The following is a 12,766-nucleotide window of genomic DNA, read 5'->3' as shown; positions in this document are numbered from 1 at the left end:
ATGCGATTAGATGGTCAGGATACCAATGGCCGTTACAACGGTCAGGATAGCTGCCAGTCCATAGAATACCCATTTACCAGCAGGCACGTGGATTTTCAGGTCATGCATCGCGTGGTGCATACGGTGTAAACCGCACCACAGCGGCAGGACAATCATCAGGAACAGGAATGCGCGACCGATAAAGCTCTGCGCGAATGCCAGGACGCGTTCATAGCTGAAGGCATCAGGAACAAAGCCCAGCGGCAGCATAATGCCTACCAGCAGAATCATTACCGGCGCAATGATTGCGCTCCACATACCGCCTGCACCAAACAGGCCCCAGAATACGGGTTCGTCAGAGCGTTTTGGATTTGGATTAATCATTCCGGACTCCTTACCAGAACAGGGCAACAAACAGTATTACTACTGTCGCAACCACAGTAACCGCCCAAAGCCCTTTGATGATTGGCTCTGGCCCCATTTTTTCGTCTTTTACGATGATGTTGGCCGCTTTCGGCGCCAGCTCAAACCAGGTCTTGGTATGCAGCAGCGCGGCTGCCAGGGCGATGATGTTAAGGATCACCACCACCGGGTTCTGCAGGAACCCGACAAAGCCAGCCCAGGATTCCACACCGTGCTTAAGCGCAAACAGGCCGAAGATCAGTTCAATACTGAACCAGACAGCCGGAACGGCTGTGCCTTCACGCAGCATGTAAAAGCGATAAAACGGCAGTTTTTTCCACCAGGTGGACGTCATTGGCCGCACATAGGCGTTGCGTTTAGTCGTCATGTTGCACTCCTTAGCGTGGTTTCAGGGTTGCGATAAGAAAGTCTTTTGAACTTTCAACTTTACCCTGCTGAATGGCCGCAGCCGGATCGACGTGTTTCGGGCAGACTTCGGAGCAGTAGCCCACGAAAGTACAGGTCCAGACGCCGTTCGGGCTGTTCAGTTGAGCCATACGCTCTTTCTTACCGTGGTCGCGGCTATCTTCGTTGTAACGATGCGCCAGCGTAATCGCAGCCGGTCCAATGAACTCAGGGTTCAGGCCGAACTGCGGGCACGCGGCGTAGCACAGACCACAGTTGATGCAACCGGAGAACTGATGATACTTCGCCATCTGCGCCGGAGTCTGGGTGTTTGGACCCTGATCCGGTGTACGCGGGTTACCGATGATGTACGGTTTGATCGCTTCCAGGCTCTCGATAAAGTGCGTCATGTCGACGACCAGATCGCGTTCAATCGGGAAGTTGCCCAGCGCTTCAACCTTCATACCGCTGGTGTAATCACGCAGGAAGGTTTTGCACGCCAGCTTCGGCACGTTGTTGACCATCATGCCGCAGGAGCCGCAGATTGCCATACGGCAGGACCAGCGATAGCTCAGGTCCGGCGCCAGGTTATCCTTGATGTAGCCCAACGCATCAAGCAGAGACGTGGTTTCATCGTAAGGAACTTCGTAGAAAGCACTGTGCGGCGCGGTATCGGTTTCCGGGTTATAGCGCACCACCTCAACTTTCAGGTTTTTCATCTCAGCCATTCGCCTTCTCCTTCTTATCGGCTGCTTCCGCTTCGCCACCGTAAACACGTTTAGCCGGTGGCAGAGTGGTGATTTTCACGTCGCTGTATTCCAGGCGAGTCGTGCCGTCAGCATCGCGGAAGGCGAGGGTGTGTTTGAGGAAGTTTACGTCGTCACGCTCGGTGCAGCCTTCATCCAGACGCTGATGCGCGCCGCGGGATTCTTTACGCGCCAGAGCGGAGTGCGCCATACATTCAGCAACGTTCAGACCGTGACCCAGTTCGATGGTGTACAGCAGGTCGGTGTTGAAGACGCTGGAGGTATCAGTGATACGCACGCGCTTGAAGCGCTCCTGCAGCTCAGCCAGCTTATCAACGGTTTTCTGCATGAGTTCCGGCGTACGGTAGATACCGCAACCTTCTTCCATGGACAGACCCATTTCGTCGCGGATCTTAGACCAGTTTTCGTTACCTTCCTGGTTAACCAGATCTTTCAGACGTTTTTCAACGCCAGCAACCTGCGCGTCGAGCGCGGCACTGTTTGCAGCGCCAGCCGTTGCAGCACGTTCCGCAGCCTGTTCGCCGGCCATACGACCGAAGACCACCAGTTCCGCCAGGGAGTTAGAGCCCAGACGGTTAGCGCCATGCAGACCAACAGAGGAACATTCGCCGACAGCGAACAGACCTTTAATGCGGGTTTCACAGTGCTGATCGGTTTCAATACCGCCCATGGTGTAGTGTGCGGTCGGACGTACCGGGATCGGTTCTTTAACCGGATCGACACCCACGTAGGCTTTCGCCAGTTCGCAGATGAACGGTAAACGTTCGAGCAGTTTTTTCTCGCCGAGGTGACGCAGGTCGAGGTGAACCACATCGCCACGCGGGGTGGAAATGGTGTTGCCTTTGCGCCATTCGTGCCAGAAAGCCTGAGAAACTTTGTCGCGCGGACCGAGTTCCATATATTTGTTTTTCGGCTCGCCCAGCGGGGTTTCCGGACCCATGCCGTAATCTTGCAGATAACGGTAGCCATTTTTGTTGACCAGAATACCGCCTTCACCACGGCAGCCTTCAGTCATCAGGATACCGGAGCCTGGCAGACCCGTCGGGTGATACTGAACGAATTCCATATCACGCAGCGGAACGCCGTGGCTCAGCGCCATGCCCATACCGTCGCCGGTTACGATGCCGCCGTTGGTGTTGTAACGGTAAACACGGCCTGCGCCGCCCGTTGCCATCACGACTGCATTGGCACGGATTTGCACCAGCGTGCCTTCCATCATGTTCATCGCGACGACGCCGCGAGCATGACCGTCGTCAACCAGGATATCCAGAACGAAGTGTTCGTCAAAACGTTGAATCTGTGGGAACTGCAAAGACGTTTGGAACAGCGTATGCAGCATGTGGAAGCCGGTTTTATCCGCGGCAAACCAGGTACGCTCGATTTTCATGCCGCCGAAGCGACGTACGTTGACGCTACCGTCTTCACGACGGCTCCATGGGCAGCCCCATTGTTCCAGTTGCGTCATTTCAGTTGGGCAGTGGTGGACAAAGTAATCCACGACATCCTGCTCACACAGCCAGTCTCCGCCTGCTACCGTATCGTGAAAATGGTAGTCAAAGCTGTCATGATCCTGCGCGACAGCAGCAGAGCCGCCTTCGGCAGCAACGGTATGGCTGCGCATTGGGTACACTTTTGAGATCAGTGCGATTTTAGCGTTGGGATTTGCTTGTGCGGCAGCAATTGCAGCACGTAATCCCGCGCCACCGGCGCCTATAATGGCAAGATCGGCTTGAAAGGTTTGCACGACATTCCTCCAGATTGTTGTTATTTCATCCCCGCCTGAAATCAGATGCTTCATCGGCTTCAAACAGGTTATGAACGCGTTTCCACTGCTCCTTTATAGGTACAATAGTATAGTCTTAGGGATGTGCGGGAAATTTGACGTGTTCGATTTTTTTAGCGTGTCAAAGGGGGGAATTATCATTGAATTTGATTAATTTAATTACTAAACCACCCAATGTCGCTTTTTTTACCCGATTGCCAGTGCTGATTACTACCGCGTGAAATTTGTCTCGTTAGCGCGATACGAGTAGACTTCGTGCCCTTGTCTTAAATCGGAGAAACAACCATGAGCGAAACGGCAACCTGGCAGCCGAGCGCGTCCATCCCCAATCTGTTAAAACGTGCAGCAATTATAGCGGAGATTCGCCGCTTTTTTGCCGATCGTGGCGTGCTTGAGGTTGAGACCCCTTGTATGAGTCAGGCAACGGTAACGGACATCCATCTGTTCCCGTTCGAAACACGTTTCGTTGGCCCTGGACATTCCCAGGGAATGAATCTCTATTTAATGACCAGTCCGGAATATCACATGAAGCGCCTGCTGGTGGCAGGATGTGGCCCGGTGTATCAACTGTGCCGCAGCTTTCGTAATGAAGAAATGGGGCGTCATCATAACCCTGAGTTCACCATGCTCGAGTGGTATCGCCCCCACTACGATATGTATCGCCTGATGAATGAAGTGGATGATTTGCTCCAGCAGGTGTTGGACTGTTCTCCTGCGGAAAGCCTCTCTTATCAGCAAGCCTTCCAGCGCCATCTGGAAATAGACCCACTGTCTGCAGACAAAACCCAACTGCGGGAAGTGGCGGCGAAACTGGATCTCAGCAATATCGCCGATACTGAAGAAGACCGGGACACCTTACTGCAACTGCTGTTCACGATGGGCGTTGAGCCACATATCGGCAAAGACAAACCGACATTTGTGTACCATTTTCCGGCCAGCCAGGCGTCGTTGGCGCAAATCAGTACCGAAGATCACCGCGTGGCTGAGCGTTTCGAGGTGTATTACAAGGGTATTGAACTGGCGAATGGTTTCCATGAATTGACCGACGCGCGCGAGCAGCAGCAACGGTTTGAACAGGATAACCGCAAACGTGTCGCGCGTGGCCTGCCACAGCAACCTATCGATACCAACCTGCTTGAAGCATTAAAAGTGGGCATGCCGGATTGCTCTGGCGTGGCGCTCGGCGTTGACCGTCTGGTCATGCTGGCGCTGGGCGCGGAAAGCCTGGCTGAGGTTATCGCATTTACCGTCGATCGCGCGTAATTTACGCTCTCTCAATACAAAGTGGCGGAGATATCGCCACTTTGTAGCATATTTTTTCATTTACCCTCTAATAGCCACAATTTACATCTGGATGTTTGATATCTTTCAGGTATCAATTCTGTGTTGATTTTTTATCGCTGAACTCCGCAATGAGAGCAGTGCCAATCGGTGAGCGGCGTTTGTTAAACGCTTGCCAGAGTAAGGGATGGTTTAATGACCCAAACAATAAAAAAGATGAGCCTGATTGGTCTCATCCTTATGATATTTACGTCTGTTTTTGGTTTTGCTAACAGCCCCTCCGCGTTCTATTTAATGGGGTATAGCGCGATTCCATGGTATATATTTTCCGCATTATTATTTTTTATTCCATTTGCTTTAATGATGGCGGAAATGGGTTCTGCCTATCGGAAAGAAGAGGGGGGAATCTATTCGTGGATGAATAATAGCGTTGGGCCACGCTATGCGTTTATCGGCACGTTTATGTGGTTTTCTTCCTATGTGATATGGATGGTAAGCACGGCGGCAAAGGTCTGGGTGCCTTTTTCGACCTTCTTATTTGGTGCAGACATGACGCAGCACTGGCGGATTGCGGGGCTTGAGCCTACGCAGGTTGTCGGTCTGCTCGCCGTCGGCTGGATGATTCTGGTGACCTGCGTGGCCTCCCGGGGAATTAATAAGATTGCCCGTATTACGGCTGTAGGTGGAATTGCCGTAATGTGTCTTAATTTAGTTTTGTTGTTAGTGAGTGTCGCTATTTTGTTATTAACGGGTGGCCACTTTGCTCAGGATATTAATTTTATCTCCTCGCCTAATCCGGGATATCAGTCCGGTCTGGCAATGTTGTCATTTGTTGTTTTTGCTATATTTGCTTACGGCGGAATTGAGGCCGTAGGGGGACTGGTAGATAAAACAGAAAAGCCAGAAAAGAACTTCGCGAAAGGGATTGTCTTTGCCGCTATTGTCATTTCTGTCGGTTATTCACTGGCCATATTTTTATGGGGCGTTAGCACCAACTGGCAACAGGTATTAAGTGATGGCTCGGTCAACCTCGGCAACATTACCTATATCCTGATGAAAAGCCTCGGGATGACGTTGGGTAATGCGCTGCACCTTTCCCCGGAAAGCGCTATGGCGTTGGGCGTATGGTTCGCGCGTATCACCGGTCTTTCTATGTTCCTCGCCTATACTGGCGCTTTTTTCACGCTCAGCTACTCGCCGCTGAAAGCGATTATTCAGGGAACGCCGAAGGCATTGTGGCCCGCGCCGATGACCCGGCTGAATGCGGTGGGGATGCCAACGACGGCAATGTGGTTGCAGTGTCTGTTGGTGAGCCTGTTTATCCTACTGGTTTCATTTGGTGGCGACACGGCTTCCGCGTTTTATAACAAACTGACCCTGATGGCGAACGTCTCAATGACGCTGCCGTATCTGTTCCTCGCACTGGCTTTCCCATTCTTTAAAGCGCGTACGGATCTGGAAAGGCCGTTTGTGATTTTTAAAACGCGAGCGGCGACGTTACTGACAACAGGCGTGGTGGTATTGGTGGTGACGTTTGCCAACGTGTTCACCATCATCCAGCCGGTGATTGAAGCCGGGGACTGGAACAGCGCATTGTGGATGACCGGCGGTCCGATCTTCTTCTCGCTACTGGCGATGGCGATTTATCAGAACTATAACCGTCGCATGGCCAACGAACCTGAGTGGGCGGTGGAGTAACCGTCCTGGCGGCTCCGGCCTACAAAGAGGCATCTTCGTAGGCCGGATAAGACCCAATGGGTCGCCATCCGGCATTTCTTGCCGACATCATGCGCTACAAACTCCCCGCCGGGCGGTTGCCTCTGCCCGCAGAGCTTAACGTTCTCCCTGTTTGTTTACCGCCAAGGCTCTCCAGACGCATCTGGAACGGCGGGAATGGCATATCAATACCATGCTCGCGGAAGCCCGCCAGAATCAACTGGTGGATCTCATGGCGCAGCGGCATGCGGTGTCCCATCTCTGCGGCATAAATACGCAGTTCGAAGATTTGAATCCCCTGCTGCAGGTCTACCAGAAAGACTTCTGGCGCCGGGTTATCGATAACCAGCGAACAGCGCTGTGCGGCAGTCAGCAGAATCTGCGTGACCTCCTCACTGTTAGCCTCTGACGGCGCCGGGATAGTTAACACCACACGGGTGACCGAATCTGACAACGACCAGTTGATAAACTGCTCGGTGATAAAGGCCTTATTGGGCACGATGATCTCTTTGCGATCCCAGTCGCTGATGGTGGTGGCGCGAGTATTAATTTTCGTCACGCTACCGGTAAGATCGCGAATTGTCACCGTGTCGCCAATGCGAATCGGTTTCTCAAACAGGATAATCAGGCCGGAAATAAAGTTGGCGAAGATCTCCTGCAAACCAAAACCCAGACCAACACCGAGAGCAGCCACCAGCCATTGCAGTTTGGACCACTCAATGCCGATCATCGAGAAGCCAACCAGACCGCCAATCAGCATCAGCAAATACTTGGTAATGGTGGTGATGGCGTAACCGGTGCCGGGGGTTAAATCCAGATGTTGCAGCAGCGCCAGCTCCAGCAATGCGGGCAGGTTGCGCACTAACTGGGTGGTGATGATAAACACCAGAATTGCGATGAGCACCGCGCCCAGCGTGATCGGCTCTAAGCTTTCGACACCCTGCACCGTAGAGGTGACGTCCCACAACGAGATGTTTTCCAGGAAGCCGAATGCGGAATGAATTTCCGACCACAGCACAATGACTGAAAGCAGGGCGATAAGCATCAGAATAGAGCGCACCAGACGCAGCGATTGCGCGCTGATCGCGTCGAGATCTACTTCGCTTTCATCAACGTCAATCGCGCCTTCAAGACTGGTGGAGTGCGGCGGTTCTTCTTCGCCCCGCGCGCGCTGCGCCAGCATTTCGGCGCGTCGATGCTTGGCGCGGTCAAACGCCAGGCGGCGGCGCTGGATCAGCATCCAACGGCGAATAACGTGATACACCACCAGTAACAAGAACCAGATAGCCACGGATGTTTCCAGACGCGCCAGTAGAGCTTGCGATGTGGCGAGATAGCCGACAGCGGCCGCGAGGATGGCAATCAGCGGCGCGCCCATCAACATATTCCACAGCATGCTGTTGACCATGTTATCGCTGTTGCCCTCTTTATCGAGATACAGCGGTATCCCGGCGCGCTTCAGGCTCAGAGTCACGACCGCCAGTGCACCGCAAATCAAGATGAAGCACAAGCGTCCCAATGAGGCGGAGAATTCCCGGTCATTGAGGTTATCAAACATAATTACCGCCATGATCAGCGGGACAATCAGTCCGATGCTCATCAGGTAATAATGCATGGCCTTCGCGACGCGATTACGCGGCCAGCCAAAGTGGGCAATGAACAGACCGTTAGGGCGTGCAAAGGTGGCGCAAATCATCACCGCCCACAGCATGGGCACTGTGGCGGTTACGCCATCGCCGATCGCGACGGCCAACGGATAAGGCCAGGCTTCCTGCAAACCGTAACCCAGGGTGGCCCACAGCACCGGTAGCGGCGAGGCGACGAGTATCGACCAGAATACCGTGCGTATCGTCAGCCAGAAGTGGTCCTGGGTCACTTTACCCACCCGCGCGGACGAGCGTTCAAGAAAACGGGTAAAGTGTTTGCGAGAATAGAGGCTAAATCCAACCAGCACCAGCGCACCGAACAGCGGTAGCAGCGTTTCTTTGCTGGTCAGCATCATGATGCTGGCTTTACCTAACTGATTAAATGTATCTAATGAGATCAGACGCCGCAGATCCTGAACAATGTCGACAGGCCAGGAGAGTGAGATAGGGCTGACGTCAGACGTCCAGAACAGGTAGCGGTGCGTCGCTTCGTTGACCTCTTTTAGCGCATCTTCCAGTTGGCTATTGGAGACTTTTAGCTTGGTCAGCTCAAGGATCAGCGTATCGCCACCCTGTAACAGAGAGTTCAGCAATTCACGCTGAGTGCGCAACTGGGCGTTGAGGATGCTGCTCTGTTCCGCGGTCAGCGGTTGCCCATCGGCCTGATGGATCTGGCGCAGTTGCGGCTGTTTATTGAGCAGATCTTCATAGCGCATACGATGCACGCGTAGCTGCGCCATTTCGGTATCTAACTGCTGAGGTTTGGGCATTTCGGGCAGACGAGAGACCTGTGCGCGTAGCGCTTCCCCCAGCATATTCGAGACCCCAAGCCACTGGGATTGTTCGCGCAGCGTATTCAACGCCTGACGCACCTGCAGCGTTTGGCTGGTGGCCTGACGCTGTTGCGATGCGACCAGGTCCATACGCTGTGCCTGTTGGTTTAAGGCCTGGGACAGTTCGCGGTTAACCTTGAACTGGTCAACGATGCCTTCGGGCAATCCCGCACTGTTTTCCGCCAGCAGTTCAGTGCTTTCCAGCGCTCGCTCAGCTTCGCGCTGCCGCTGACTGTTGAGTTGATTACGCAATGCCTGCAGATAAGCGTCGAGCTGTTGGCTCTGTTTTTCCGCCAGTTCGGAGCGCATACGCGCCAGTTCCTGGCGGTTATTGGCGGAAAGCTGCGCCAGCTCCAGCTCATCGACCAGGGCTTTGAGTTTGGCGGATTCAGCCTGCATCGCCTGATTCTGCGCGGGATTGGCGTTGGCGGTACCAATTCGCCGCTCAAGCTCATTTAGCTGGCGGCGGGCATCGGTTTGCTGTTGAGGAAGCTGGCTTAACGAGTCGGCGATTTCCCGGGCGCGATCCTGCTCCTGCTGGGCCTGACGACTCTTTTCCAGCAACTGACTGCTGACCTGGAGGATCTCCTGGTTTAACGCATCAGTTGTCAGTCCGGTTGGTATGTTGCGCGGTTCGTCACGCAGATTGCTAAGCTGGGCGCGTAGCGTTGCGGAAAGCTTGGGGAAGTTATCAATAACCTGCTGATATTGTTCAGCGCGCTCAAGAGATCCTTTACGCTCCTCAAGGGCATTCAGCGCGGACTGGAGCGCCTCGACGGTTTCTGGCTGAGCGGGTTTCGCCGCCTTTGCCTGCTCCAGTTCCTGGGTGAGTTGTTTGGCGTCGGGGGCCGTCGCAGCGTACGCCCCCAGGCTGAGGCACCAGGCCATCAGAAAAGTGATAATCAGGCGCACAGCAGCGATTCCTATGTTTAAGTTTCGTCTTTTTTGTCGTCAACCAGCGGGCTGGCGTCGTGTTCTGCTTCGATCTCTTCTTTCGGCAGCGGGGCAGATTCTGCCTCTGGCGTCACGAAAGTCTCGGTTGAGATGGCCATTGGCTGACCGATTTTCGTGACTGAAAGGTCCTGCAATTGCTCAACCAGGTTAACTTTGCCCGGTGCGAACAGGTTGATGACGGTGGAACCGAGCTTAAAGCGGCCCATTTCCTGACCTTTCAGCAGTGCCACCGACCCTTCGCTTTCACCTTCCGGCCAGGTCCAGCGTTTAATTACGCCTTCACGCGGCGGGGTTATGGTACCAGCCCATACGGTTTCAATGCTGCCAACGATAGTTGCCCCGACCAGAATTTGCACCATCGGGCCAAACTCGGTATCAAACAGGCAAATAACGCGTTCGTTACGGGCAAACAGGTTCGGAACGTTTTGCGCCGTCAGGATGTTTACAGAGAAGAGGTCACCTGGCACATACATCATTTCGCGCAGGATACCGTTACAGGGCATATGGACGCGGTGGTAATCGCGTGGTGATAAGTAAGTGGTCACAAACGTACCGTTGCGGAATTTGTCCGCCATCTGGTAGTTGCCGGCCAGCAGCGCTTCAAGGGTATAGCTGTGCCCTTTGGCCTGTAACAGCTTGTCTTCTTCGATGTTCCCTAACTGGTTAATCACGCCGTCAGCAGGCATCACCAGTACATTCGGATCGGTGTTAATTGGACGAGCCTCGTCGCGCAGGGGACGAACAAAGAAGTCGTTAAAGGTGCGATAGCTGGCGGTATCCGGCTTTTGCGCCTCTTTCATATCGACCTTGTAATATTTCACGAACAGATCGATCACCAGTTTGGTCAGCCATCCCGCTCGTTTGCTCGCACCCCAACCCGCCAGGCGAGTGAGCCATAGTTTCGGCAGAATGTATTGTAGCGAAAGCTTAAATGAGTTTAACAAGGTAGCCTCCAGGCCATAATTTGTTCCCGATCCGGCATACGGGCCGGATCCTGAAAAAGGGGGACGATTCTAGCGATGCTTAGCTTAGTTGTCAGTTGTCTGTATCAGAAAAGTTTTTACGCGTTTTTACCTGCGACATGCTTTCCAGGATGCGGTGATAATTTTCAAACCGAGTTTCGGCTATTTCCCCTTTTTCTACAGCCTCACGGATAGCGCAGCCTGGATCGGTATCATGCTTGCAGTCGCGGTATTTGCAATGGCCCAGGTAGTCATGGAATTCGACAAAACCATGGGTGATTTGTTCCGGCTCCAGATGCCACAGTCCGAACTCGCGTACGCCCGGCGAGTCGATAACGTCGCCGCCGTGCGGAAAGTGATACAGGCGAGAAGCGGTGGTGGTGTGCTGCCCAAGACCGGAGTTGTCGGAGACATCGTTGGTCAGGATCGCTTCCTGCAAACCGAGAAGATTATTGAGCAGGCTGGATTTACCTACCCCCGACTGGCCGGCAAAAATGCTGATGCGATCGGTTAATGCTTCTTCAAGCGGTTTCAGACCGTCTTTAGTGCGGCTTGATACCATCAACACGCGATAGCCAATGTTGCGATAGATATCCATCTGTTCGTTAACGAAGGCCATACCTTCGGCATCCAGCAGATCGATCTTATTCAGTACGATAATCGGTTCGACGTGTAGCGTTTCGCAGGCAACCAGATAGCGGTCGATAATATTAAGCGACAGCTCGGGTAAGATGGCTGAGACAATAACAATCTGGTCGATGTTGGCAGCAATGGGTTTTACCCCGTCGTAAAAGTCGGGACGTGTGAGTACCGAGGTGCGCTCGTGTACCGCCTCAACGATGCCTTTGACATTTACGCCTTCTGCGGCCGCTTTACCTGGTCGCCAGACGACGCGATCGCCGGTCACCAGCGAACGAATTGTACGGCGGATGTTGCAGCGGTGAATGTCGCCGTCAGCAGATTCCACGTCGGCATGCATGCCAAAACGGCTGATCACGATGCCTTCAGCAGTTTCGCCAAACAGGTTGTCGTCATAGTCGGGCTTCTCCGCGGACGTTTTAAGACGACGCTGGTGATTGGCGTTCACACGGCGCTGTTGGCCTTTGGAGAGTTTATTCTTACTCAATCGGACTGGCTCCTGGTCGCCCATGATGGGCAAAACATTTATGATACACGCAATTTTAGATGAATATAGTCACACTGAATGTGACGCTGAAGGGTGGAAAATAGCATGAGTGCCAATGAAAACAACCTGATTTGGATCGATCTGGAGATGACAGGTCTGGATCCCGAGCGCGATCGCATTATTGAGATCGCCACGCTGGTGACGGATGCCAACTTAAATATTCTGGCTGAAGGACCGACGATTGCGGTGCACCAGTCCGACGAACAACTGGCATTAATGGATGACTGGAACGTACGTACGCATACCGGTAGCGGGCTGGTGGAGCGCGTGAAGGCGAGCACCATGGGCGATCGCGAAGCAGAACTGGCCACGCTGGCCTTTTTGCAAGAGTGGGTTCCGGCGGGGAAATCACCTATCTGCGGCAACAGCATCGGTCAGGATCGTCGTTTCTTGTTTAAATATATGCCCGAGCTGGAGGCGTATTTCCATTACCGCTATCTCGACGTCAGCACGCTGAAAGAATTGGCGCGTCGTTGGAAGCCGGAGATCCTTGCTGGCTTCACCAAGCAGGGAACGCATCAGGCGATGGACGACATCCGTGAGTCGGTTGCTGAGCTTGCTTACTATCGCGAACATTTTATTAAGCTTTGATTTTGTTCTCCGGTGGCTTGCGTCACCGGGTTTTTGACGCTAAATTGTTCAGCCTGATTGTAAAGTAATCACTTGAACGAATTTTCAAAAAAAACGTATTCAGGGGGGTTGCAGCTAAACGGATTTCTCGTATAATGCGCCTCCCGTAACGACGCAGAAATGCGAATTACGACAGCAACAAATTTGCGGGAATAGCTCAGTTGGTAGAGCACGACCTTGCCAAGGTCGGGGTCGCGAGTTCGAGTCTCGTTTCCCGCTCCA

At 53.4% G+C, this 12,766-nt stretch carries 10 protein-coding genes and 1 tRNA gene; 4 read left to right on the top strand and 7 right to left on the bottom strand.

What is annotated here, in order from left to right:
- Positions 1-6 precede the first annotated feature (6 nt).
- Genes frdD through frdA form a run of 4 tightly spaced genes read right to left on the bottom strand, consistent with a single transcriptional unit; the run spans position 7 to position 3,297 of the window.
- Positions 7-363 carry a fumarate reductase subunit FrdD gene (gene frdD, locus ACVXHP_RS23360; RefSeq protein ID WP_003025535.1) on the bottom strand — a complete coding sequence of 119 codons (357 nt, stop codon included), beginning with the start codon at positions 361-363 and terminating at the stop codon, positions 7-9.
- Between the two features lie 10 nt (positions 364-373).
- The gene (frdC, locus tag ACVXHP_RS23355) at positions 374-769 is read right to left on the bottom strand and encodes a fumarate reductase subunit FrdC (protein WP_006686290.1); all 396 of its coding nucleotides are present in this window, start codon (positions 767-769) and stop codon (positions 374-376) included.
- Between the two features lie 10 nt (positions 770-779).
- Entirely contained in the window at positions 780-1,514 is a 735-nt protein-coding gene (frdB, locus tag ACVXHP_RS23350) for a fumarate reductase iron-sulfur protein (protein WP_137384014.1), read from the bottom strand.
- On the bottom strand, positions 1,507-3,297 hold the full coding sequence (gene frdA / locus ACVXHP_RS23345; protein WP_200008159.1) for a fumarate reductase (quinol) flavoprotein subunit: 1,791 nt from the start codon (positions 3,295-3,297) through the stop codon (positions 1,507-1,509). The genes frdB and frdA overlap by 8 nt, the downstream gene beginning before the upstream one ends.
- 324 nt (positions 3,298-3,621) lie before the next feature.
- Between frdA and epmA the strand changes: the two genes are divergently transcribed.
- Complete coding sequence (gene epmA / locus ACVXHP_RS23340; RefSeq protein ID WP_447572253.1) at positions 3,622-4,599, top strand: elongation factor P--(R)-beta-lysine ligase; 978 nt, start codon at positions 3,622-3,624, stop codon at positions 4,597-4,599.
- Between the two features lie 213 nt (positions 4,600-4,812).
- Positions 4,813-6,315 carry a glutamate/gamma-aminobutyrate family transporter YjeM gene (gene yjeM, locus ACVXHP_RS23335; RefSeq protein ID WP_447572252.1) on the top strand — a complete coding sequence of 501 codons (1,503 nt, stop codon included), beginning with the start codon at positions 4,813-4,815 and terminating at the stop codon, positions 6,313-6,315.
- A gap of 94 nt (positions 6,316-6,409) precedes the next feature.
- Here the strand turns inward: yjeM and mscM are convergent, their stop codons facing one another.
- The 3 genes from mscM to rsgA all read right to left on the bottom strand — a co-directional run bounded on the left by mscM (position 6,410) and on the right by rsgA (position 11,854).
- On the bottom strand, positions 6,410-9,724 hold the full coding sequence (mscM, locus tag ACVXHP_RS23330) for a miniconductance mechanosensitive channel MscM (RefSeq protein WP_304702507.1): 3,315 nt from the start codon (positions 9,722-9,724) through the stop codon (positions 6,410-6,412).
- A 17-nt stretch (positions 9,725-9,741) separates the two neighbouring features.
- The gene (gene asd, locus ACVXHP_RS23325; protein WP_447572251.1) at positions 9,742-10,710 is read right to left on the bottom strand and encodes an archaetidylserine decarboxylase; all 969 of its coding nucleotides are present in this window, start codon (positions 10,708-10,710) and stop codon (positions 9,742-9,744) included.
- Positions 10,711-10,801: 91 nt separating this feature from the next.
- A complete protein-coding gene (gene rsgA / locus ACVXHP_RS23320; RefSeq protein ID WP_200008169.1) occupies positions 10,802-11,854 on the bottom strand; it encodes a small ribosomal subunit biogenesis GTPase RsgA in 1,053 nt (350 codons plus the stop codon).
- Between the two features lie 105 nt (positions 11,855-11,959).
- On the opposite strand from rsgA, the gene orn reads away from it, so the two are divergent.
- Complete coding sequence (gene orn, locus ACVXHP_RS23315; protein ID WP_006686300.1) at positions 11,960-12,505, top strand: oligoribonuclease; 546 nt, start codon at positions 11,960-11,962, stop codon at positions 12,503-12,505.
- Between the two features lie 185 nt (positions 12,506-12,690).
- Positions 12,691-12,766, top strand: a tRNA-Gly gene (locus tag ACVXHP_RS23310).

The organism is Citrobacter freundii complex sp. 2025EL-00176 (assembly GCF_053309355.1).
This window is presented reverse-complemented; position numbering and strand designations above follow the sequence as displayed.